A 22,225-nucleotide genomic window follows, 5' to 3' on the forward strand; every position below is an offset into this window, starting at 1 on the left:
TCTGGGAACATAAATGCCTGTATACTATGTAATGTTGTTCGGAAAGCTTGACAGACAATCGCTGGTGGCCTTTGTTGCCACGAGAGGAAAGTCCGGGCTCCACAGGGCAGGATGCTGGATAACGTCCAGTCAGCGCGAGTTGAAGGATAGTGCCACAGAAATGGACCGCCGATGGCCGGATTTTCCGGCACAGGCAAGGATGGAACCGAGGTGTAAGAGACCCCGAGGAACGCTGGTGACTTCGTTCCTGGTAAACCCCATCTGGAGCAAGACCTAATGGGACACAGCCGCCTCTTCGGAGGAGGCAACCTTAGCCCGAGGTGTGTCTAGGTTGGTCGCTTGAGCTGTGCAGCAATGTATGGCCTAGATAGATGATTGTCGCTTCTGGTGGGAGGGTAGTTCCCGTATGAACCACGAAGAGCACAGAACCCGGCTTACGGTAAGCTTTCCTAACTGCAACAACAACACTATTGCAACACAATGTAGTCCACCTATCAGTCGAGGACAACTCGTATGAATTATCCGATGGCCTGACTGATCAGAAGGACCCATGAACATCTAAAAAAACTTAACTCCTGTTGATAACAGGTTCTATAAAAATAAGGCGGCAGTTCCGAGATTCTCGGGCCTGCCGCCTTATTTTTGTTTCTCATATCAAGTTATTAACCTTCATACGCTAATGGAATAGTCAAACGTTTATGACAGTTCATTACAGTGTAACAACACTGTCCGATGTTAAGGAAGCATGCCAACGTTGGATGGCGCGATCCATTCTTTCCACGGCTTCCGGAAGGAGCTCAGGGTCCGTATGAGTAAAGTTGATCCGCATGCGGTTTAACTCTGGTGTACCTGCATAGAAGGAATCACCAGGGACAATGCACACTTTCTCCTGGATACCATAAGTGAACAGATTGCTTGCAAGCATGCCTTCAGGCAATTGCAGCCACAAGAACATGCCACCTTGAGGTGAATTCCACGAGATACCTTCCCAAGCTTTGGCTACCATAAGAGTAGTCAGTGTTTTCATGCGTTGTTCGTAATCCTCTGAAATATGGCGGATATGCGCATCCAGATCGAAAGATTCAAGTAGTGCATGAAGCGCTCTTTGGTCAATGCTGCTGGAGTGCAAGTCAGCACCTTGTTTGGCTCGTGCTGCCATTTTGACAATATCGGGGGCAGCCAGTATCCAGCCCGTACGAAGGCCAGGTGCTACCGTTTTGGAGAATGTACTGGTGTAGATAACGTTGGAAGGGCCGTCATAGGATACTGCATCCAGTTCTGCGAGAGCAGGGACATCCAATTGCTCCGGATTAAACCGAATTTCACCATAGGGATCATCTTCCAGAATGAGTACACCATACTTGCGGCACAGATCCACAGCCTGCTGTCTTCTTTCTCGCGACCATACTTTTCCCGTAGGATTGGAGAACGTGGGATTAATATAGACAAGTTTTGGACGATGCAACTGGAGCTGTTCCTCCAGAGATTCAGGCAACATGCCGTGATCATCACAGGCTACGCCGTGAGATTCAGCCTGATAGGAATGAATGACTTGCAGAGCAGCGAGGTAGGTTGGTGATTCAACCAATACGCGGTCACCCGGGTCGAGAAGGATGCGGCAAACCAAGTCAATGGATTGCTGTGAACCTGTAGTGAGAAGCATGTGATCGGGTGAAGCGGGAATGCCCTTGGATTCAAGACGTTCGGCGATTTTGGCGCGAAGAGGACGGTAACCCTCAGTCTCCGCATATTGAAGAGCGGCTGCTCCGCTCATAAATACTTTTTCATATGCAACGCGGATGGCTTCCAGCGGGAATGAAGTCTGGGCTGGTAATCCACCGGCTAGTGAGATCATTCCAGGTGCCTGAGCGGCCTGGAGCATGTCGCGAACGACAGAGGACGGGGTGTTTTGTGCCATTTTGGACCAAGGGATACTCATGTTATTCTCATCTCCTGTTATTCACTGTTATACTGATATTATAAACTATAATAGACGGACTGCACTATAACAGTAAAATGAAGATCATAACAGTTGGGGGAGCACACATGCATATTGAATTAAAGCGGGGAAGCAGTACCAAATTGTACGTGCAGATTGCGCTAACGATTGCCGATCGCATCAGATCAGGACTCATTGAACCCGGAACCCGGCTTCCTTCTGTTCGTAAAATGACCACGGATTTGGGTGTCAGCCTAGTCACTGTATCCAAAGCGTATGCTGAACTTGAAGCGATTCAATTGATCACCTGCTCCCAGGGGAAAGGTTGTTATGTGAGGGGTACATTGAACGTGGATCAGACGGAGGATATGGACCGAGCGCAGCGAAATAATGCCAACAGTGAATCCAGTACGTCATGGAATTGGCAGATGGCACTGGTGGATTATTTACCTCGAGCGCAGCTCTGGAGACATTTTGATACGTCACCTCAAGTGCGGTATGAACTTCATATGTCAGCGATTCAGCCGGAATTGTTGCCTACACGCGAGATTATCGACAGCGCCTACCGACTCTCCTCTGATCACACAGAGCGTATGGCAGCTTACGGATCTTTTCAGGGGGATCGGGAGCTTAGACAGATCTTTGCCGAACATTTTGCCGAGCGTGGACTACAGGCTGCACCTGAACGCATGTTAATTACAAGTGGTGCACAGCAGGGGATCGATCTTGTGGCACGGACTTTTGTCGGACCTGGGGATGTTGTATACATGGAGGCACCAAGCTATACCGGAGCCATTGATGTATTTACGAGTAGAGGCGCGAAGATCATTACGGTCCCAATGGATGACGAAGGCATGCGTATTGATCTGTTGACCCGATTATGTGACACCTATCCGCCCAAGCTGATCTATACGATCCCGACTTATCACAATCCAACAGGTATCACGATGAGTGCAAGAAGACGAGCACAGCTTCTTAATCTCGCGCAAAGCTACCACTGCCTCATTCTCGAGGATGATCCGTTTGCAGATCTTTATTTTCGGGACCCTCCCCCGGCTTCCATTAAATCGATGGATGGGACAGGTCATGTCGTATATATCAAAAGCTTCAGCAAGGTGTTGTCTCCCGGTTGCCGTATAGCCTGCGCCATCGCAGACGGAAGCGTATTGACCCGGCTTGTGGCCGCGAAATCTACTGCGGATTTGGGGAGTCCGCTGCTTACACAAAAGGCACTGCAATCTTTTATTCAGAATCAGTACGGTGCCTATGTATCCCGATTGAGGGATGAATTGTATTCTCGCTTGTGCGCAGCTTCTAAAGTGCTGGAAGAGCATGCTACTATGGGCATGCAATGGCGCCTGCCAGAGGGAGGACTCAATCTGTGGCTCCAACTTCCGAGTAACCTGGATATGCGTGAGTTGCATCATCAGTCACTTGCTGCAGGGGTTTCTTTCCTCCCCGGTTCCGCCTGTTATGTAGGGGAGATGGATACACCAAGTCTGCGTATCTGCTTCACTGTAACAAACGTTGAGCTTTTGTGTGAAGGACTTCGTGTACTGTGCCAAGTCATTGACAGAGTAACACCTGGGCAGGGTGGGACAGTGGCGGACAGGCTACCGCTCATATAATTTTTCGGACTATGGACATACATCCAATCCATTTTCGATCTGTTGCAATAGGTTATAGTATCACCAGAAAGGGAGTTGGTTTTGAAATGAACCATTACTGTCCACCGCTTTGCCCGATTGTCTGTGACCCGATCCAAGTTGTTGAGGATTATTACATCCCACAAATCGTGCCTGTAATTCACCCGATTGAAGTGATCAAAAAACATCACTGTGTTCCGATTCATCACCACATGTATCCTGTTGTTGTCAAAGAAGAAGACCCTTGTTATGTATCCAGCCATAATCCGAAGAAAAAATCCGTGAAAAAATCAAGTAAAGCCCGCACATCTTCTCGCAAGCGCTAATTGCGGCGGGTGCCCCGGGGAATTGGATGTAAACCAAAAGAGCAGCGTACGCCCCGGGGCGCAGCTGCTTTTGTATTTTTTACAGATTATCCTCATTACGATTACTGGGTATACTTTTTCATCGTATTATCCATTTGTTGTCTGACATGTTGCGGCCAGAATTGCAAAGGAGCGCTGTTGCCTGATGCGGCTTGAAGTGCCTTATAGACATCGATTTGCCCATAGCCGAAATACTTGTCGTGACCGGGATCACCGAGGTCAATAACACTTTGGCGCATCAAATCCATCACTTCCGTGTTGGTCAAGTCCGGGTTCAATGAACGAATCAAACCTGCAAGTGCGGCTACATGGGGGCTAGCCATGGAAGTTCCAGACAAGGCCGCATACTGATTGTTTGGATAGGTACTGGCGATACTGGACCCTGGAGCCATCACATCTACATAATCCCCGTAGTTGGAATAGGAAGCTTTGCTCATATCCGGGTCCGTAGCAGATACGGCAAATACTTCCGGATAGGCAGCTGGGTATCCTGGACGCTCGGTATTATCGTTCCCCGTGGCTGCAATCAGGACGATATCCCGGTCAAAAGCGTATTTAATGGCATCATGAAGAAATTGCGCATCAGCATAATTACCCAAACTCATGTTGATAACTTTGGCTCCATGATCGGCTGCCCAGATGATGCCTTCGGCAACGGCATACGTGGTACCAGAACCTGAGTTGTCGAGTACTTTAACCGGTAGTACCTTGTTATACCAGCTCATGCCTGCCACGCCTTCGTTATTGTTGACAATAGCGCCTATAATGCCTGCGACGTGTGTCCCATGTCCCACATCATCCATCGGTTGGCTTCCCGGCTCGACCACATTATAACCCTCAAGGAGCTTGCCCTTCAGGTCAGGATGATTCATATCAACCCCCGTGTCGACCACTGCTACGATGACATCTTTGTTTCCCTTGCTAATATTCCAACCTCTGTTTGTCTCAATCGCAGGCAGGTTCCACTGATAATCGGAGAACAAAATGTCATTGGGTATCGTTACATCTGTTTGTTCAGTTACGGTATCATTGGTTAAATACATATAGTGGGGTTCCATATAGAGTGGATTCCATTTGCTTTCGAAATAACTATGCAATTGCTTGTAACTCATGTGTTCTGACCGAAAAACATACGTGTATCCCAGCTTGCGCGCAGATTGCGCTCTTAGATCGGATTTAATGATACGCATATCCCGTTCACCGGGATCCTGGCGAAAACGGATGACGATTTCATTTTCGTAAAAATGACTGGCATTTGCATTATCATGTCCGGTCTTTACTGTGATTTCGTTAAGCGTATCCGGGTGAACAGACTCAATTTTGAATTTACCCTCACGCGGATAAGGGATCATGCGCAGATTTTTCCGCTGATGTTGTTCAACAGCATTTAATACGTTCTGGCTGAACAAGGCAATCACAGCTCTTTTGCCATCTTTGGAGGGTTGCCCCATAACAAAATATTTTTCTTTTCCCAAAGGAAAAGAAGAGGATTCAAAACTTTGACGTTTGTTTACCGCTTTTTTGGCAAGGTTGAGCGAATGTTGAAGCTTCTGTTGTTCCAACTTGCTTCCTTGTGTGGAGGCGTGATCAAAGGGCTTGTTAAAAGAGCCATTGGTATTCATGAGATGAATGGATCTGATATGTTCATGTGAACTTTGGAGATCATTCACATATCGGCTAACCTGCGCAGCATTCATTGTGGCGGTTTTCTCCAGCATGATACTGAGATGTTGCTTGGCATCCATACGGGTCAGAAGATCGGTTGCTTTGACATCCTGCACTTTCAGACGCTGCTTACTCGTGTGCTCTTCATGAGCAGAGTCTGACAGGGCACCTGGCTTAGGTTCGGGACGATTGGATGTTGGAAGCAGGAGCGTCAGGGCGAGTGCACCCGCACCAGCTGCAAGGGCCCAGTTAATCCATTTGGGTCTGGACATGGTGGATGGAACCTCCTTGATTCATTTTGGACAATCATTAACAGTGCTTCGTCGTTGTCACTGGTTATATCTATCGTTAGAAAAAGCGGATATTTTTATGCAGGCGTGTTCGAGTCTAACTGCTTATAATAGGCATGTTTAACGGCAGAAGCGGAAAGCATGATTAAGGGATACCGCTCGTCATCTTTTTATGGTAGGATTATAGCTGAGAATTCAAAGGTCAGGGGAAAACCACCGTTGGCCGACCTATATGTAAGGACTTATTTAAGGGGGAGCTACCTTTATGTCAGCAGCCAATGTACAGAAAACATGTGAGTCAACTAGGGAAAAGTTAAAACCGGCTATCGATCGGATTGAAAAATTTTTGAATGATAATGCTTTGCCTGAACTGGATCAGAATCAGACGGAAGAATCAACAGCCTTCTACAAAGGATTTCTTTCAGATCTCCGTCATTTGCTCGTTTTTTCTGAAGTTTCTTACGAAAAACTTGGCGTTGTGCTGCGTCGTGCCAACTTTGATGTCGATTTTGCCGAAAAGGCTCTTTATAATACGTATCACCAATGCGTAAATAGCTTTTTCTATCCCAAAAATGAATGTTATTCCGAAGACGGAAGATACGCTTACACAGGACAAGATGCCATTCGTTTCCGTGACAAGCCAATCCGTGCAGTACGGGATGTTATTCTTGAGGTTTCCAAAACGTACGAAGAATTGCGCGATGATCTGGCATATTATGAAAGTGATTACCTGACCCAGCGCCGTATGCAAAATCAACGGAATCACGCCTAATTAACGTTTAAACCTGAATATGAAATTGGACGAAACCGCCCTTGTGGCGGTTTTTTTGTGTTTTTAGTGAGAATCAGACGAGGTGTAATCATGTCATCATCTGGCATTTTGACGGGGAATATCAGGTTTGTGGCGGGGAGACAATAGTAGTCGAGGTGATAAAAAATGAGCCAAGACAAACCAATTGTCAAATGCAGCGTCTCCAACTGTAACTTTTGGGGAGAGAACAACTTCTGCCACGCTGATGCCATCATGATTGACATCGACCAACATGCCACCCGTCGTCTGCATGAGGAATTTGCCGGTGAGACATTTGACTCCGATCACCATGATCATGCACGCACATCCTCTGCAACATGCTGTCACACGTTCAAACCCAAGTGAGCAGTCATCCCTATTCATAACGGAGGTGCTTCCCAATGAAAAATGACGATAATAAGTTTAATTTTCAAGATCGTCCTAAAATCAATGTTGACGGTGAAAAACAGCGTATGCGCGTCGATTATCCCAGAAAAGCACATCGGGAAGAATACGGGGCAGAGGTCGCTCCTCCGACTGTTGTAAGAACTGGAGGTACCGAACGGGCAGAGCCTGTACCGGAGAAACATGAGGCAGACCGGGTCATGGAATCAACAGGCAAGGTTGCGGGTTACATGGGACTTGCCTTCGGGATTGCGTCCTTGTTCATGTGGTCAATCGTACTTGGACCGGCAGCAGCGGTACTGGGTTACTATGCTTATGTGAATGGTCGTAAGACAGCGGGAGCCTGGTCCATTGGACTGGGTATTGTAGCTACGCTGAGTTATTTTTTCATGATTCCATTCGCTCGCTAAATTGTAAAATGATTCACTCACAAGCCTTCTGTTCTCACCCAAATGTGGTGAATTACAGAAGGTTTCTTTCGTATATGCGCAGGTTAAGTGGGAAGATTCATATATTTTTTTGAAAACAATGGAACCTTGCTGTAAAACGATGTAGAATAAGGTCATAATACGCTTAATTATACGGGAGTGGGTATAACTCATGCAGATTGATCCAAGCGGATCGCGGCAGTTATTGGAACTGCAATTGTCCAATGTGAATAACCAAACCAGTGGATCACAATCGGATGCTGGTTCAACAGTGGATTTCGCCAATGTGATGGACGGGCTGTTAGGTACGGGTGCCAAGTCGACGAGCAATACAGATTCCACCGCTACAGTCTCCAAAAGATCCAGTGATGGTCTGTTGTGGCTGCAACTCGGAAGCACGTACAATCCGGATATAAATACGGCAGGATCGTCCTCTGTCTCCAATAACATCGTTGAGTCTTTATTATCTTCATCCAATACAGGAATCGTGGATTCCGGAGCATCTGTACCTACGGATTATGAATCTTTGATTGCGGAAGCAAGTGCGAAGTATGGTGTTCCTGAATCATTGATCAAGGCGGTCATTGACACAGAGTCCAATTTTAATCCAAATGTCGTGTCCTCCGCCGGTGCCAAAGGGCTCATGCAATTAATGGATGGCACGGCTGCAGGGCTGGGTGTGAGTAATTCATTTGATCCTGCCCAGAACATTGATGCGGGTACGAAGTATCTTTCCCTTCAGCTCCAGCGTTTCGGTGGAGAAGTGAAGATGGCGCTTGCCGCGTATAATGCAGGACCAGGGCGTGTTTCACGCCTGGGCGTGTCGAGTGATAGCGAACTGATGAGTGTACTTAACCGTCTGCCTTCCGAAACACAGAATTATATCTCCAAGGTGGAGAAGGCACAGTCAAAGTATGTGATCTAAACTCACAGATAGACATTTGTGAAAACACATGATAGGCAAGCCAAGATCAAATGTGGGAGCAGTAGCGCTTGAAACGCCTGTTCCCGGTTGGTCTTTTTGTGTTGTATGGGTATCATGTTACAATGCTCACTGTAGGTTCATGAACGAAGAGATAAGGGGGGTCTAACCTCATTTGAAATATTTTGATTATGCTGCAACCACACCTCCCCATCCGGATGTAATTCGTACGATGGCCGAGATTATGGAAACACAATTCGGTAATCCGTCCTCCATCCATGGGTATGGAGAGCGTGCTCATCAGTTGCTGCGTCGTGCACGATCCGGCTGTGCTGCGGCTATAGGAGTTAAGCCTGAGGAGATTGTATTTACTTCCGGTGCGACCGAGAGCAATAATCTTGCGATAAAAGGTGTGGCATTACGTTATCAGTCACGGGGCAAACACATCATCACTACGGCTACCGAGCATGCCTCGGTGTATGAAAGTTTTATGCAATTGCAGCAGTGGGGATGGGAAGTGACATTACTACCTGTGAATTCCGATGGAGTGGTCAACGCTCAGCAGGTTGTAGACGCGATCAGGCCCGACACGGTGCTCGTGAGTCTGATGCATGTAAATAATGAAACAGGAGCCATCCATCCAATTGCAGAGATCGGCAAACAGCTCAAAAAGAAAGCACCACGCGTGCTTTTCCATGTGGATGGTGTTCAGGGCTTTGGAAAAATGAAGGCTACACCTGCCGCTTGGGGTGCAGATCTGTACAGTCTGTCTGCTCACAAGATTCGTGGACCGAAGGGAGCAGGTCTCCTGTATGTGCGAAGTGGAGTGGAGCTTACGCCACTATTGTCAGGAGGATCTCAGGAGCAGGGCCTAAGAGCAGGCACAGAAAACGTGGCCTTACTGGTAGGCATGGCTAAGGCGATGCGAATGGCAGCAGAAGATCAGGTTGATTTTGCCCGGCGTACAACGGTGCTCCGTGATCGATTGATGGAAACGATACGTGCCATTCCTGAATTTGAATTGAACAGTCGTTCAGAGGGTGCACCTCATATTGTGCACTTCTCCTATCCCGGGATGAAGGCAGAAGTGGCGCTGCACACCTTGGAGCAACTTGGCGTAACCATATCGACCCAATCTGCCTGTTCTTCGCGTTCGGCTGAACCGAGTCGGGCTCTACTTGCGATGGGCAGAGATGCAGCTTGTGCTGGTGGCGGATTGCGTATTAGTCTTGGAAATGAACATACAGAAGAAGATGTAGCCTTGCTTGAACAGGCTTTACATCAGATGGTGGCGCAGTTGCGGCCCCTCGAAAGGCGGATGTAATGGATATGAAATATGATATGCTGCTTCTCCGTTTCGGAGAGTTTATGTTAAAAGGGAAAAATCGTGCCCGATTTGAAAAAACGATCATTACACAGGTGAAAGCTTTGCTTAAACCTTATCCAGGAGCGAGCCTTCGCAAAGAATATGGCCGTGTCTATGTGGATCTTGGCGGTGAATCACATACTGAACTAATTAAGGTGCTGAAGCGGGTATTCGGCGTGATGTCGATTAGTCCGGTTAAAGTTACTCCATCCGAACTTGATGAGATTGTGAAAACAGCAGTCGCATTTATGGACGAAAGGGAGGACGAATTCAAGGAAGGCACCACATTTAAGGTGAATGTAAGGCGGGTATGGAAGGAGTTTCCGAACTCTTCCCATGAAATGAACCATCTGGTTGGTTCCCCGATCCTTCGAAAGTTCCAGCAATTGAGTGTTGATGTTCGCGAGCCTGATATTGAGCTACGAGTGGAAATTCGAGATCAGGGTACCTATATTTTCAACGAAACCATTCCGGCAGTAGGTGGGTTTCCGCTGGGCACGAATGGAAAAGCGATGGTACTGCTATCAGGTGGAATAGACAGCCCGGTTGCAGCCTGGTCTTCCATGCGCCGTGGACTTGAAGTGGAATGTGTACATTTTTACAGTTACCCGTTCACAAGCCAGCGTGCCAAAGAGAAAGTCATTGATTTGGCACGTGCCCTTGCTGATCATGCAGGAACAATCAAGTTGCATCTGGTTCCATTTACAGAGATTCAAACGGCATTTACCCAACTGGGTCAGGACAATCTGATTATTACGCTGATGCGACGTTCAATGCTGCGAATTGCATCCAAACTTGCCGAGCGTGAGCGGGCACTCGCACTGATCACCGGGGATAGCTTGGGCCAAGTAGCGAGTCAGACTCTTCCGAGTATGAATGTCATTGGTCGTGCGACGGATCTGCCACTTTTGCGACCACTGGTTATGATGGATAAACAGGAGATCATTACCCTGTCCAAACAGATCGGAACGTATGACATATCTATTTTGCCATATGAGGATTGCTGTACTCTCTTCGTGCCAAAGTCACCTTCAACCAATCCAAATCTTCGAATTGTGGATAAAATTGAATCAACAATGAGCCATCTCTCAGAATGGGTGGAGCAAGCAGTGGAACAAACTGAAACGATCACACTGCATGCCGGTGAAACTTCTGTGGTAACGAATCAGACAGAAGACAATGGCATGAAGGATGATTGGTTCTAAACTCAATAAAAATTAGCATGGCAACATAATATGGGCTATGGTAACTGCAAAAAAGGACTGTCCGATGAAATATCGTTCAGTCCTTTGCTGTATTCAGATAAAATTTTAGTTTAAATTAGCCTACGAATAGGAGCGCTGCTGTTCCCCGCCAGATCCCTTGTGGCTGGAACTGCTGGAGCGTTTGCGATAACCTGCAAAGACTACGCCTGCAATAACCACAACGATGAAGAGAATGCGCAATGCCGGATGTTCAGTAAAGTAAGGCAAGAGTCGCTGTTCCTCAGTGATCATATTGGAAGCCGTATACCCGAGAACGATGGCTCCGACATAGATGATCCAAGGAAAGTGATTAATTAGCTTGATAAACAGGGTACTGCCCCAGACGATAATAGGTACACTAATCAGGAGTCCAAGGATGACAAGCACGAGATGCTGCTGCGCTGCTCCAGCAACTGCAATCACGTTATCGAGTCCCATGGCTGCATCCGCGATCACGATGGTACGAATAGCGGTCCACAAGGAAGTTCCCGCCTGGACATCATTGTGTTCATCTCCCTGATCCGCCAATAATTTATAGGCAATCCAGATCAGAAGTATGCCTCCCACAAGCAAGAGCCACGGAACTTTAAGCAACCATAAAACAACAACTGTTGCTAAAATTCGAATCAAAAGTGCGCCGCCAGTTCCATATAGAATCGCCTTTTTCTGCACGGAAGGGTGCAAATTTCGAGCTGCGAGACCAATGACGATGGCATTATCCCCAGCCAGAATTAGATCAATAAAGACAACGTTCAGCAAAGCCAGCCAGAATGTGGGACTAAATAGCTCCATGAGATATGTCACTCCTTATATACGGTTCAATCATTAAGAATAGCATGGACAACTCTGACATACAAGTTAATGTGGGGGGATGAGGACATGGATACACTATGGCTGTTAACTGAAATTTTAATGATCAATCTGGTATTGAGTGGAGATAATGCGGTTGTTATTGCGCTTGCCAGCAAGGATCTGCCACCAGTACAACGCAAAAAAGCGGTATGGTGGGGAGCTTTTGGTGCGGTACTGCTGCGTTGTGTATTAACCTTTGTAGCGGTATTATTGCTGGGAATTCCCTTTATCCAAGCGGCAGGTGGGCTGTTATTATTCTGGATTGCAGTAAAGCTGCTGCTTCAAAATGAGGATGAGGTACATATTCGAGAAGCTTCTACGACCTGGAAAGCCATTCAAACCATTCTGATTGCCGATTTTGTAATGAGCTTGGATAACGTTTTGGCCATAGCGGCTTTGGCAGATGGAGATTTGGCTTTGATTGTCATCGGTATTGCAATCAGTATCCCCATCGTTGTATGGGGGAGCGGGTTAATTGTTGGTTTGTTGAAGCGATTTCCGATTCTTGTATTCGCTGGCTCAGGCATCCTAGCCTTCACAGCAGGTGAGATGGTGATGAAAGACCCCAAGTTAGGAGAATGGCTGGGAGGTATGGCTGCCGCAGCTCATACTCTTCTGCCTGCGGCAATGGCTTGTCTTGTCATTGCGGTGGGTGGAGCATATAAGTATGTGGGAAAATAACACAAAAACTCATCTGAAATGGAATTTTTTATAAATAAGTCTACACTTTTTATATTGTATATGTTATATTAAAAAAGTAATATTTTGTTATTATATAATTAATTAGGAGGTATCATTTTGAAAAAGTCAATTATTATTTTGGGAGTATCCGTAATGCTTCTTGCAGTACCAAGTCTTGGATTTGCTGCAGATTCTCAAGCTCAACCTGTTAAGGTTTCCGAAGAAGGGAAAGCGGTAGCGGCAGCTACAGGAAAGTATGTATCAGGTATTGTTGCCAATGTAGCACATAAATCTAGTCTCTTACCTAAAACTTATTTTTATGTTCAGGGTAATTGGGCAGGAAATTTAACTCTTACTGACCATCTTTCTAACGGAAATGGCGAGTATCGTGGAGTATATGCGGGTTACATCTATAATGCTGGAATTGAGTGAACAGAATTTGTAGTACGAATAGACACTACAAAAATTACATATTTTTAAAGGTCTATTTTTCTGAGTTTTAAATGGGAACGTAAAATGTTTCAATATGTCTAAATTCCCTGGTCACGAGAAAGTTAATCAGACCATTTAAAGTTTCCTAACAACCAGTCGCTGATAATGTGGTGACTGGTTTTTGTTTTAATTGTAAGAAGTTTTTGAATGACTATTTATGTTGCGATGAGTGTCGTGGTGTAGGGTAAACGGCTAGGGAAGGTTTCTATAATTAGGAAAAACTCGTCTCGAAATCTTTTTAAACAATCAATAGTACTGTTGAGAAACAAACATTCTCATGAAGACTGAATCATGGCTACCGTTGGATCTGCTACGGGTGACGTATGACGAGTCAAAAGTTTGTTGATCCGGGTATACGAAAGATGCTGGATCTTTAGTCCAAAACATTATGAGCTTACGAGCTATACCGCGGATTGATCGAGTTGCCTCCAAAATTAAGTATAGTAAAACGAAAATTCTATAAGGAAAAACTAATACTGTAGTTATTTGCAATAACATCGGCTACACTAGGACATGAAAATAAAACTGGTCATCATAGAACGGCTTTGCTTTTATTAAGCTTTCAAGGTAAATAGCCAAATGTTATAGAGGTGATTGCAAATGAGGATGAGAAATGAAAAAGCGATTGGACTATTTATTGCAGCTGCGGGAATTATTATTCTGCTTGGCAAGTTTGGCGTGTTTGGATTTATAGGTCGCAATTTCTGGCCTTTGCTGATCCTGCTGCCAGGCATCGCCCTTCATGCGTTATATTATGCGCGCATTTCACCATCGTGGTCCCTTGTTCCTGCCGGCATACTAACGGTGTATGGTGTTTTATTCAGTATAACGAATACATGGGGCGCTGGACTTATGAGCAGGCTGTGGCCAGCATTCTTGCTTGGGTTCGCCATAGGGTTACTCGAATATGGAATGGCTGAACGGCGAAGACCGGAATATGTGTTACCTGCAGCTTTGATCCTTGGTGCGGTGTCCATCATATTATTCGGATTTACCTTGCTGCAAACGGGAATAATCTATGTACTTGCTGTCCTTTTGATCTTGGCCGGAGTCTGGTTATTGCTTGGGCGAGGACGTCAAGGGAGAGGCTGGTAACATTCCCATTGGTCTTTTCGTGCGAAATATCTTGATTTTTACCTATAATAAACTATAATATAAGGGATATAGACATGCGTCGGGATATCACCGACGCTTATTTTGTGAGTAACCTGCGAAATTGCGGGAAGTTTAGTAGATAAGAATTGAAATTGGAAAGGATATGGATACAAACCATGCATTCAAGAGAACACATTCGCAATATTGCGATTATTGCCCACGTCGACCACGGGAAAACTACGCTCGTCGACAAGTTGCTCCAGCAATCCGGTACTTTCCGTGATCACGAAACGGTACAGGAGCGCGCAATGGACTCCAACGATTTGGAGCGTGAACGCGGTATTACGATTTTGGCCAAAAACACGGCTATAACTTATAAAGATTATCTGATCAACATTGTGGATACACCAGGACACGCCGACTTCGGTGGTGAAGTGGAACGTATCATGAAAATGGTTGACGGCGTATTGCTCGTTGTTGATGCATATGAAGGCTGTATGCCACAAACGAAGTTTGTACTTCGTAAAGCTCTGGAGCACAACCTGACACCAATTGTTGTTGTTAACAAAATTGACCGTCCAGCGGCTCGCCCGACTGAGGTTATTGATGAAGTATTGGACCTGTTCATTGAACTGGGTGCCAACGATCAACAACTTGAATTCCCTGTTGTATATGCTTCCGCATTGAACGGAACATCCAGCATGGATAATGATCCTGCAAAACAGGATGACAACATGATGGCGATTTACAATACCATCGTTAGTCATATCCCACACCCTACCGAAAATGTTGAAGAACCACTTCAATTCCTCGTTACTTTGATGGACTACAATGAATACCTTGGCCGTATTGCCATTGGTCGTGTTAACCGCGGTGTGATCCGTCAAGGACAATCGGTAACGGTTATTATGCGTGATGGTAAGAGCAAAACTGCACGTATCGAGAAACTGTTCGGTTTCCAAGGTCTCAAACGTATTGAGACGGAAGAAGCAGGAGCAGGCGACATCGTTGCCATTGCAGGAATCAAGGACATCAACATTGGTGAAACCATTGCCGACCCTAACAATCCAGAAGCACTTCCAGTTTTGAAAATTGATGAGCCTACACTGCAAATGACGTTCCTCGTGAACAACAGTCCATTCGCAGGTCGTGAAGGTAAATGGGTAACTTCCCGTAAACTTCGTGAGCGTTTGTTAAAAGAATTGGAAACAGACGTTTCCCTTCGTGTTGACGAAACGGATAGCCCGGATGCATTTGTCGTTTCCGGACGTGGTGAACTTCACTTGGGTATCCTGATTGAGAATATGCGTCGTGAAGGATATGAATTGCAAGTATCCAAACCAGAAGTTATCGTTAAAGAAGTTGACGGTAAGAAAATGGAACCTCTCGAGCGTTTGTTGATTGATATCCCTGAAGAGAGCATGGGTTCCGTAATGGAGAGCCTGGGCGCACGTAAAGCAGAGATGGTTAACATGGTTAACACAGGTAGTGGTCAAGTTCGTCTGGAGTTCCTGATTCCAGCACGTGGTTTGATCGGTTATAGCACCAACTTCCTGACATTGACTCGTGGTTACGGTGTAATGAACCATGCATTTGACAGCTACGCACCAGTAGTATCCGGTCAAGTGGGTGGACGTCACCAAGGCGTGCTGATCTCAACTGAGACTGGTACATCTACGTTCTATGGCATGATGGGCGTTGAAGATCGCGGTACGCTCTTCTTGGAGCCAGGTACTGAAATCTACGAAGGTATGATTGTTGGTGAACATACACGTGACAATGATATCGTTGTTAACATCTGCAAAGAAAAACAACTGACTAACGTTCGTTCTTCCGGTAAAGATGATACGGTTAAAATTAAAACTCCAATTATCTTCTCGTTGGAACAAGCGCTTGAATATTTGAATGAAGATGAATATTGTGAGATTACACCAAAATCTATTCGTCTTCGTAAGAAGATCCTGAATAAATCCGAGCGTGAGCGTGCAGAAAAACAACGCAAAATGGCTTCTAAAGCTTAATAACAACAAAATAATATATATAAGTTAACGTTTGATGGAACACATATGCACCATCGGCGTTAATTACAACCCACTAAAGTAGTGGAGGATACGGAATCGATTCTGTAGGAGCGAAGCGTTCGCCTTTATCCCCGGATTTTACCATTGAAAAATGGATCAAAAAAATCTGGGGATAACAGCGACCAAAAGAACGATCCGAATCCGAAACGGTCACATTGCAGAGCTTTGTAATTAATGTTGTTGGTGTTTTTCCATCAACCAGTTAACTTATATCCTAGCATGAACACGAAAGGAGCTGGCTGTGCATGCAAGCATGGTTCGCGTCAAACCCGATCGTAGCCTACATCGTCATCTTTGTATTGATTACTTACGTATATAACAAGGTGTTTCGGGTACGTCAGAAATTGCCGCTTGGTAAGGAAATCGTTCTCTATATTTTGATGGCGATGGGCACATTCATGCTTCTTATTTTTCAGATCGACAAGCTGCCCATCATTCAATGTTTGTTGGTCGCGGTTGGTTTGATGTTGTTAGTGAGAGTGCGTTATTTTATTGAAGGTCGTCAAAAGAAAAAAGCGGAAGCAGCCGCTCGAAACTCATAAATCCTGTCTTGTACAGACCATCCGTTTTCCTTAGGGAAAGCGGTTGTCTTTTATTTAGACAAAAACAGATGTGATAAAGGTGTTGAAGATATGAACTCAAATTCGAACGGACTGCCTCCACGGAGACAGGCACCAACGCAATCCGGTGCTTCTGGATCGAAGAATGGCAAGGGCAAGCAGCCTAAGAAGAAAAAGAGAATGAATGCTTTTGGCAGAATCCTTTTAAGTCTATTGGTTATTGCCATTGTGGTAGGTGGTGGATATGCGTACTGGGTATACAATCAAGTCGTGGATACAGGCATCGATAAACCGGTACCTCCCGGGATGTCAGCCACAACCAAACCGATCACGATGCTGTTATTAGGCACAGATAACCGTCCTGAAACTGGCACATATCTCTCGGATGTTGTTATGGTGGCTTCGTTGAATCCGGAGACCAAGACGGCAACCATTGTATCTTTGCCTCGAGACACGCGTATTCAATTGGATGGGTACAAATCCAACAAGCTGAATTCCTATTATCCAAGATTCAAAGCACAAGAAAAAACCACTGGCAAAAATGCAGAGGATCAGATGAAAGAAATGATGGGCAAGTATTTGGATGTAGATATTAATTATACAACCGTCCTGAATTTCCAGGCATTCCGTGATGCTGTCAATGCCGTGGGTGGCGTGGATGTGACTGTGGATAAAAATATGTGTTATAGAGATACAGCCGATGGTACAGATATCAATCTGGTCGCAGGCGCACAACATCTCGATGGTAAAGCAGCACTAGATTTTGTTCGTTACCGCAAATCCAATTGTAATCCAAAGACTGATGAATCCAATGACTTTGATCGTAACAAACGTCAAAACCAAGTGCTGAACTCCATGCTGGATCAGATGAAATCTCTTGGGGGCATTACAAAGATCAGCAAGGTGATTGGTGCAGTTGACAAGAATATGACGACAGATGTGGAATCGGAACAAATGAAAAACTTTATCTCGACGTATTGGAACATTTCCACTTCGGATGTACATTATACTCCGGTTACCGGAGAGTGGAGAAGTCCATATGTGTATATTAATGAGACGGAACTCGCCAATGCCAAGCAGGCTTTACAAGATACACTTTCAGGTAAAGTAACGGCTTCACCTTCAGGCGAATAACCTTCATTCTTTTGGGATTGGAAGCACGTTAATCGGTATGCTATAATAACATAAACCAAGTACAAGAATTGCATAAAGAAGGTTAGGGGGCTGGTTGAATGTCCGAAGCCGTCACACAATTAACTGAATCTCTTTTACAGCAATTCAAGAATGAGACCTTTGTGCTTCTGAGCACAGTGGATGTAGAATCTGGAGGTCCGACTTCAACAGCCATCTCCTGGATTTATGCGGAGAATGCTTCTACTTTTCGTGTAGCAATTGATCATCGTTCACGTTTAGTGAATAACATGATTACTAATCCGCTCATTACGGTTACTGTCTTTGGAGAAGAGATGGTGTACGCAGTGAACGGACGTGCTGTGGTACGACAAGATCCGCTGCAGGATGTTCCATTTAATATGTGCTGTTTCGACATCACAATTGAAGCGGTGAGGAATGCTCTGTTTTACGGCGCTCAATTGTCGTCTGTGCCTCAATATGTCAAAATATATGATCAGCGTGCTGCTGAGAAATTAGATGAGCAGGTTTTTGCTGCAATGAAAAAAGCCTAGTGAGAGATCACTGGGCTTTTTGTTGTCTTTTGTCAGATGAATGCAGCTGCTGCATTTGTTGTTTTTGATTCACGTTTTCATCCGGATTTTGACGGACTTTGACGTCTTTCGGGAGTTGAGGGATAATTCGTCCCACCATGTCAGCAAGTTCTGAAGCAAAACCGGAGATTGGGTGCCCTTGACGAATATGTTCACCGATTTCTTTAATTCGTTCGGTGACATCTGCATCTGCAGTAACGATGGAATCTACACCTTCGGGGTCTTTGCGAAGTGCTTCGGCAACTGCGTACTTAATGGTACCAACCCGAGCACGTTCCAGTTCACCATCAACATCGATGCCAACTACGGCTGTATTACCGAGTATGACGCAGTTCGCATCTTCAACACCTTCCACTTGCTTGGCAAGGGCTTTAAGGTGATTGATTCGTTTTTCATTTGGCATCCGGCCACTCTGTGCATCATCCGCAATGTTGGTATCATGGACTTCACCTGTATTCTCATTGAGGCGGTCCAAACGTGAAGGATTCATCCGATCTTCCTGTGCATTGAGCATGTGAGATCCTTTCCCTTGATCTTGCTGAGTTGTTACATTTCCTCCGTAACCTTTCGCATGTGTACCTTGATTCGGCGAAGCGCTGCGTGTGGAACTGTTGCAACCTGTAAGTATAAAGATCAGAAGCAGCGTGCAAACCCATATTTTCATAAATGTTCATCCTTTCTTGGAGTTTTTCAGAATGGTTGACAATTATTTTGCCCTAGTCGAATACATTTATGTATGGGATCATGATTGTCCATGCCGCTGCTGAAAGATCACACTATTCATGCCTTTAACGACGCCGCTTTGGAGGGGATTGAATGAAAAAGATTTTTGTATTGGATACCAACGTGCTTCTGCATGACCCCAATGCCATATTTGCCTTTGAGGAACATGAGGTAATCATTCCCGCGGTTGTACTGGAGGAGATCGACTCCAAAAAAAGAAATGCCGATGAAATTGGGCGTAATGCCCGTAATGTATCCAGACTGTTAGACGGATTACGTGAGCTGGGTCACTTGCACAGTGGGGTACCTTTGGCTAATGGAGGTAACCTGAAAGTAGAGCTGAATCATCGGAGTTTCGTGAAAGTTCAGGAAATGTTTGGTGAAGTGTCCAACGATAATCGCATTTTGGCTGTCGCACTGAATTATCAGATTGAGGAGAATGAAAAGGAAGTAGTCGAACGTCAGGTCGTGCTTGTCAGTAAAGATGTACTTGTGCGTATCAAAGCGGATGTACTTGGTCTGTTCACACAGGATTACTTATCAGATCGGACGGCAGGACTCAGTGAGTTATATCCAGGTTATACGGCCCTAAAAGTTCATCCGTCAGTGATTGATGAGTTTTACACATATCGTTTTTTACCAATCAAACCGTTACAATTGTCTTATTCGTTGTATCCGAATGAATTTGTCATTCTCAAGGATGAGATGGGAACCAATAAATCGGCTTTGCTTAAAGTGAACACAGAGGGAACCAAGCTGGAGCCGCTTTTCCTCAGTAATGACAATGTCTGGGGCATTAGCGCACGTAACGCACAACAACGCATGGCACTCGAACTGCTTTTGAATGATGACATCCCGCTTGTTACCATCACCGGTAAAGCTGGAACAGGGAAAACCTTGCTTGCACTTGCAGCAGGTCTGCTTAAGGTAGAGGATGATCATAAATACAAAAAACTGTTGATCGCTCGCCCTGTTGTTCCCATGGGGAAAGATATCGGTTACTTGCCTGGTGAGAAGGAAGAAAAACTTCGTCCATGGATGCAACCGATTTATGATAATCTGGAGTTTTTGTTTGACACCAAAAAAGCCGGAGATATCGATAAAATTCTAATGGGGCTTGGCAGTATTCAGGTGGAGGCTTTAACGTATATTCGTGGAAGATCGATACCTGGACAGTTTATCATAATTGATGAAGCCCAGAATCTCTCCCGCCATGAAGTGAAGACCATTGTATCAAGGGTCGGTGAAGGCAGTAAGATTATTTTGATGGGAGACCCTGAGCAGATAGACCATCCGTATCTTGATTCTGCCAGTAACGGCCTGACGTATATCGTGGAACGGTTCAAGCAAGAGGGAATCAGCGGACACATCATGCTCGAAAAAGGAGAACGGTCCAAGCTGGCACAGCTTGCAGCTGATTTATTGTAAAATTAAGGGGGATTTATTTCCCGGAAAATGTTGTTATTGAAGCCGGCTCCTGGAGCCGGCTTTTTGCTGAAAAAATAAGTAAGCGTTATTACACAGAACTCGATATGCTCGTATTATGCAAAAATCCGAAAAAGTGTTTTTCGGCAGGGTAGGACAAGAGTACTACTTATTTGTTACAATAATTGCTGCAGGAAAAAACTAGGTGAACAGGGAGGGAAGTTAATGAAGCGTAGACATCAGGTTGTTTTGTTCGCGGTATTGCTGCTTTCGTTAACGATCTTGTCACCGAGTTTTGACTTTAGAGGTTCACAGCTCAATCAGGAACGCGACCAGGAGAAGGATACCTTTCCGGGTTCGTTGTCCCGTAATGAAGATGCTCAAGCTCCGCTGGAGATTGTAGTGGCCATGTCGGATGTAGAGTTCCAAGCCTTTCAAAAAATAGCTAAAGAAGTTGCTGCTTCCCAGCTGGTAGAGATTAATCTTCGGAATGAGAAGCCGGATACATATAAGCATGTTTTGGATCTTGAATTTTCACTAGGGGAGAATGGTGATGTTGTTCTGCTTGATAGTGAGGAAGTGCAATACTATGCCCAAAAAGGGTACCTGTATCCGTTAAACGGAACAACATTGTCGAAGTCGCTAGGAGATACGGTAGTTGGGTTACGGGGAATGACAGAGTGGAATGGTTATCAATGGGGGATGCCTTTTGATTTTGATCCGTACATTCTGGCTGTACAATCTTCATTTCTAAAAAGATCTGGTCTGGAGTCATTACCTCACAATAAAGATCAGTGGGTCAGACTTACTCAACAAGCCATTTCGGAAGGCATCCCTTTAATTACAATGAACATCAATGATATGTACGGGACAAATGCGTGGCTGAATCATTTGGAACCAAGGATGGCGCCAGATCAAGTTAGTCAAACGCAAATAGATTCGCAAACAAGAGATCTTCAGCAGGGGATTCAGTTGATGAATCAGATTCAGCCCCTTATTAGGCTCAAGTCTACCAATCCAGGGTTTTCTCCAACTGCTGACCAGAACGACACACCGATGGTTGTATCATTGTTATCTCAATTATTAAGTGCAGATCAAAAGAGTGCAGTTGATGAAGATTCTTTGGAGCGGTTTTCTTTCGAAACCTTGGAAACTGTAAACTCCAGAAGCCTTGTTATTACTGCGGGTTCGGTTGAGGCTGAGGAGGCCAGTAGATGGATTGAAGGAATGACGTCCGCTACGACACAGCTGAAATGGTACCAACAGGTTAACCGGTTGCCCGCAAAGCAACAGGAGCTGGATTTGGAGTCTGAGAAACTCGTTGGACGTTATGATATGACAAAGGGACAATCCTGGTTCTCAACCACCCAAGATGTCCCCGCTGCAACGACCGAAAGTCATGCTCTAACAACTCGTTTTCATAAAAAAGTACAACAATTCTTAAAGGGAGAAATTACAGCGAATCAATACGTAGACAGTATTAGAACGGCGAACTAACTTTAAGTTCGTGTTCAAATAGTCTGGTTTTCATA

General features: G+C 45.3%; 21 protein-coding genes and 1 other RNA gene. 18 read left to right on the forward strand and 4 right to left on the reverse strand.

The features are described 5' to 3' along the window. The first annotated feature begins 42 nt into the window (after nucleotides 1-42). Nucleotides 43-452: RNase P RNA component class A (gene rnpB / locus NSQ38_RS14440), an RNA gene on the forward strand. Between the two features lie 257 nt (nucleotides 453-709). On the opposite strand, the gene NSQ38_RS14445 is transcribed toward rnpB, so the two are convergent. After that, complete coding sequence (locus NSQ38_RS14445; protein WP_339790186.1) at nucleotides 710-1,939, reverse strand: PLP-dependent aminotransferase family protein; 1,230 nt, start codon at nucleotides 1,937-1,939, stop codon at nucleotides 710-712. A 107-nt stretch (nucleotides 1,940-2,046) separates the two neighbouring features. On the opposite strand from NSQ38_RS14445, the gene NSQ38_RS14450 reads away from it, so the two are divergent. Both NSQ38_RS14450 and NSQ38_RS14455 read left to right on the forward strand, forming a co-directional pair. Then, a complete protein-coding gene (locus NSQ38_RS14450) occupies nucleotides 2,047-3,567 on the forward strand; it encodes a PLP-dependent aminotransferase family protein (RefSeq protein ID WP_339310122.1) in 1,521 nt (506 codons plus the stop codon). 86 nt (nucleotides 3,568-3,653) lie between these two features. Next, nucleotides 3,654-3,911, forward strand: a complete 258-nt coding sequence (locus NSQ38_RS14455; protein ID WP_076211601.1) for a hypothetical protein — start codon at nucleotides 3,654-3,656, stop codon at nucleotides 3,909-3,911. A gap of 101 nt (nucleotides 3,912-4,012) precedes the next feature. Here NSQ38_RS14455 and NSQ38_RS14460 read toward each other — a convergent pair whose 3' ends face one another. Further along, nucleotides 4,013-5,887, reverse strand: coding sequence for a S8 family peptidase (locus NSQ38_RS14460; protein ID WP_339790189.1), 1,875 nt, complete (start codon nucleotides 5,885-5,887; stop codon nucleotides 4,013-4,015). A 283-nt stretch (nucleotides 5,888-6,170) separates the two neighbouring features. Between NSQ38_RS14460 and NSQ38_RS14465 the strand changes: the two genes are divergently transcribed. The 6 genes from NSQ38_RS14465 to thiI all read left to right on the forward strand — a co-directional run bounded on the left by NSQ38_RS14465 (nucleotide 6,171) and on the right by thiI (nucleotide 11,021). Further along, entirely contained in the window at nucleotides 6,171-6,677 is a 507-nt protein-coding gene (locus tag NSQ38_RS14465; protein ID WP_338587982.1) for a YpuI family protein, read from the forward strand. Nucleotides 6,678-6,842: 165 nt separating this feature from the next. Next, nucleotides 6,843-7,061 carry a DUF1540 domain-containing protein gene (locus tag NSQ38_RS14470; protein WP_074095869.1) on the forward strand — a complete coding sequence of 73 codons (219 nt, stop codon included), beginning with the start codon at nucleotides 6,843-6,845 and terminating at the stop codon, nucleotides 7,059-7,061. Between the two features lie 107 nt (nucleotides 7,062-7,168). After that, complete coding sequence (locus tag NSQ38_RS14475) at nucleotides 7,169-7,510, forward strand: hypothetical protein (protein WP_240768140.1); 342 nt, start codon at nucleotides 7,169-7,171, stop codon at nucleotides 7,508-7,510. Between the two features lie 190 nt (nucleotides 7,511-7,700). Next, a complete protein-coding gene (locus NSQ38_RS14480; RefSeq protein ID WP_339790191.1) occupies nucleotides 7,701-8,453 on the forward strand; it encodes a lytic transglycosylase domain-containing protein in 753 nt (250 codons plus the stop codon). A gap of 172 nt (nucleotides 8,454-8,625) precedes the next feature. After that, complete coding sequence (locus NSQ38_RS14485; RefSeq protein ID WP_339790194.1) at nucleotides 8,626-9,774, forward strand: cysteine desulfurase family protein; 1,149 nt, start codon at nucleotides 8,626-8,628, stop codon at nucleotides 9,772-9,774. A 5-nt stretch (nucleotides 9,775-9,779) separates the two neighbouring features. Further along, the gene (gene thiI, locus NSQ38_RS14490) at nucleotides 9,780-11,021 is read left to right on the forward strand and encodes a tRNA uracil 4-sulfurtransferase ThiI (RefSeq protein WP_339790538.1); all 1,242 of its coding nucleotides are present in this window, start codon (nucleotides 9,780-9,782) and stop codon (nucleotides 11,019-11,021) included. 120 nt (nucleotides 11,022-11,141) lie between these two features. On the opposite strand, the gene NSQ38_RS14495 is transcribed toward thiI, so the two are convergent. After that, nucleotides 11,142-11,852 (reverse strand): TerC family protein, encoded by a 711-nt coding sequence (locus NSQ38_RS14495; protein WP_047843768.1) that lies wholly within the window; start codon nucleotides 11,850-11,852, stop codon nucleotides 11,142-11,144. Nucleotides 11,853-11,939: 87 nt separating this feature from the next. Here NSQ38_RS14495 and NSQ38_RS14500 point away from each other — a divergent pair, with 87 nt between their 5' ends. From NSQ38_RS14500 to NSQ38_RS14530, 7 genes are all read left to right on the forward strand, one after another. Then, a complete protein-coding gene (locus NSQ38_RS14500) occupies nucleotides 11,940-12,593 on the forward strand; it encodes a TerC family protein (protein WP_339790197.1) in 654 nt (217 codons plus the stop codon). Between the two features lie 117 nt (nucleotides 12,594-12,710). Further along, the gene (locus NSQ38_RS14505; protein ID WP_339790200.1) at nucleotides 12,711-13,025 is read left to right on the forward strand and encodes a hypothetical protein; all 315 of its coding nucleotides are present in this window, start codon (nucleotides 12,711-12,713) and stop codon (nucleotides 13,023-13,025) included. 660 nt (nucleotides 13,026-13,685) lie between these two features. Continuing rightward, complete coding sequence (locus tag NSQ38_RS14510) at nucleotides 13,686-14,180, forward strand: hypothetical protein (protein ID WP_133385546.1); 495 nt, start codon at nucleotides 13,686-13,688, stop codon at nucleotides 14,178-14,180. A gap of 176 nt (nucleotides 14,181-14,356) precedes the next feature. Continuing rightward, on the forward strand, nucleotides 14,357-16,201 hold the full coding sequence (typA, locus tag NSQ38_RS14515) for a translational GTPase TypA (RefSeq protein WP_091028450.1): 1,845 nt from the start codon (nucleotides 14,357-14,359) through the stop codon (nucleotides 16,199-16,201). Between the two features lie 305 nt (nucleotides 16,202-16,506). Further along, a complete protein-coding gene (locus tag NSQ38_RS14520) occupies nucleotides 16,507-16,803 on the forward strand; it encodes a YlaH-like family protein (protein WP_047843765.1) in 297 nt (98 codons plus the stop codon). A gap of 90 nt (nucleotides 16,804-16,893) precedes the next feature. Continuing rightward, the gene (locus NSQ38_RS14525; RefSeq protein WP_036614987.1) at nucleotides 16,894-17,955 is read left to right on the forward strand and encodes an LCP family protein; all 1,062 of its coding nucleotides are present in this window, start codon (nucleotides 16,894-16,896) and stop codon (nucleotides 17,953-17,955) included. A 98-nt stretch (nucleotides 17,956-18,053) separates the two neighbouring features. Beyond that, nucleotides 18,054-18,506, forward strand: coding sequence for a pyridoxamine 5'-phosphate oxidase family protein (locus NSQ38_RS14530; protein ID WP_338587976.1), 453 nt, complete (start codon nucleotides 18,054-18,056; stop codon nucleotides 18,504-18,506). 7 nt (nucleotides 18,507-18,513) lie between these two features. Here NSQ38_RS14530 and NSQ38_RS14535 read toward each other — a convergent pair whose 3' ends face one another. Beyond that, nucleotides 18,514-19,209: a YhcN/YlaJ family sporulation lipoprotein gene (locus NSQ38_RS14535; RefSeq protein WP_133385545.1), complete on the reverse strand. Its 696-nt coding sequence runs from the start codon at nucleotides 19,207-19,209 to the stop codon at nucleotides 18,514-18,516. A 152-nt stretch (nucleotides 19,210-19,361) separates the two neighbouring features. Between NSQ38_RS14535 and NSQ38_RS14540 the strand changes: the two genes are divergently transcribed. Together NSQ38_RS14540 and NSQ38_RS14545 are read left to right on the forward strand one after the other, a co-directional pair. Beyond that, on the forward strand, nucleotides 19,362-20,696 hold the full coding sequence (locus tag NSQ38_RS14540; RefSeq protein WP_024628438.1) for a PhoH family protein: 1,335 nt from the start codon (nucleotides 19,362-19,364) through the stop codon (nucleotides 20,694-20,696). Nucleotides 20,697-20,918: 222 nt separating this feature from the next. Next, nucleotides 20,919-22,190, forward strand: coding sequence for an extracellular solute-binding protein (locus NSQ38_RS14545; protein ID WP_339790203.1), 1,272 nt, complete (start codon nucleotides 20,919-20,921; stop codon nucleotides 22,188-22,190). The last annotated feature ends 35 nt before the right edge of the window (nucleotides 22,191-22,225 follow it).

Origin of the sequence: Paenibacillus sp. FSL R7-0313, assembly GCF_037969885.1 — a bacterium.
GTDB lineage: Bacteria > Bacillota > Bacilli > Paenibacillales > Paenibacillaceae > Paenibacillus.

Coding starts and splice junctions, on each gene's coding strand:
- NSQ38_RS14445 (WP_339790186.1), bottom strand. CDS start 1,939: ATGAGTATCCCTTGGTCCAAAATGGCACAAAACACCCCGTCCTCTGTC.
- NSQ38_RS14450 (WP_339310122.1), top strand. CDS start 2,047: ATGCATATTGAATTAAAGCGGGGAAGCAGTACCAAATTGTACGTGCAG.
- NSQ38_RS14455 (WP_076211601.1), top strand. CDS start 3,654: ATGAACCATTACTGTCCACCGCTTTGCCCGATTGTCTGTGACCCGATC.
- NSQ38_RS14460 (WP_339790189.1), bottom strand. CDS start 5,887: ATGTCCAGACCCAAATGGATTAACTGGGCCCTTGCAGCTGGTGCGGGT.
- NSQ38_RS14465 (WP_338587982.1), top strand. CDS start 6,171: ATGTCAGCAGCCAATGTACAGAAAACATGTGAGTCAACTAGGGAAAAG.
- NSQ38_RS14470 (WP_074095869.1), top strand. CDS start 6,843: ATGAGCCAAGACAAACCAATTGTCAAATGCAGCGTCTCCAACTGTAAC.
- NSQ38_RS14475 (WP_240768140.1), top strand. CDS start 7,169: ATGCGCGTCGATTATCCCAGAAAAGCACATCGGGAAGAATACGGGGCA.
- NSQ38_RS14480 (WP_339790191.1), top strand. CDS start 7,701: ATGCAGATTGATCCAAGCGGATCGCGGCAGTTATTGGAACTGCAATTG.
- thiI (WP_339790538.1), top strand. CDS start 9,780: ATGAAATATGATATGCTGCTTCTCCGTTTCGGAGAGTTTATGTTAAAA.
- NSQ38_RS14495 (WP_047843768.1), bottom strand. CDS start 11,852: ATGGAGCTATTTAGTCCCACATTCTGGCTGGCTTTGCTGAACGTTGTC.
- NSQ38_RS14500 (WP_339790197.1), top strand. CDS start 11,940: ATGGATACACTATGGCTGTTAACTGAAATTTTAATGATCAATCTGGTA.
- NSQ38_RS14510 (WP_133385546.1), top strand. CDS start 13,686: ATGAGGATGAGAAATGAAAAAGCGATTGGACTATTTATTGCAGCTGCG.
- typA (WP_091028450.1), top strand. CDS start 14,357: ATGCATTCAAGAGAACACATTCGCAATATTGCGATTATTGCCCACGTC.
- NSQ38_RS14520 (WP_047843765.1), top strand. CDS start 16,507: ATGCAAGCATGGTTCGCGTCAAACCCGATCGTAGCCTACATCGTCATC.
- NSQ38_RS14525 (WP_036614987.1), top strand. CDS start 16,894: ATGAACTCAAATTCGAACGGACTGCCTCCACGGAGACAGGCACCAACG.
- NSQ38_RS14530 (WP_338587976.1), top strand. CDS start 18,054: ATGTCCGAAGCCGTCACACAATTAACTGAATCTCTTTTACAGCAATTC.
- NSQ38_RS14535 (WP_133385545.1), bottom strand. CDS start 19,209: ATGAAAATATGGGTTTGCACGCTGCTTCTGATCTTTATACTTACAGGT.
- NSQ38_RS14540 (WP_024628438.1), top strand. CDS start 19,362: ATGAAAAAGATTTTTGTATTGGATACCAACGTGCTTCTGCATGACCCC.
- NSQ38_RS14545 (WP_339790203.1), top strand. CDS start 20,919: ATGAAGCGTAGACATCAGGTTGTTTTGTTCGCGGTATTGCTGCTTTCG.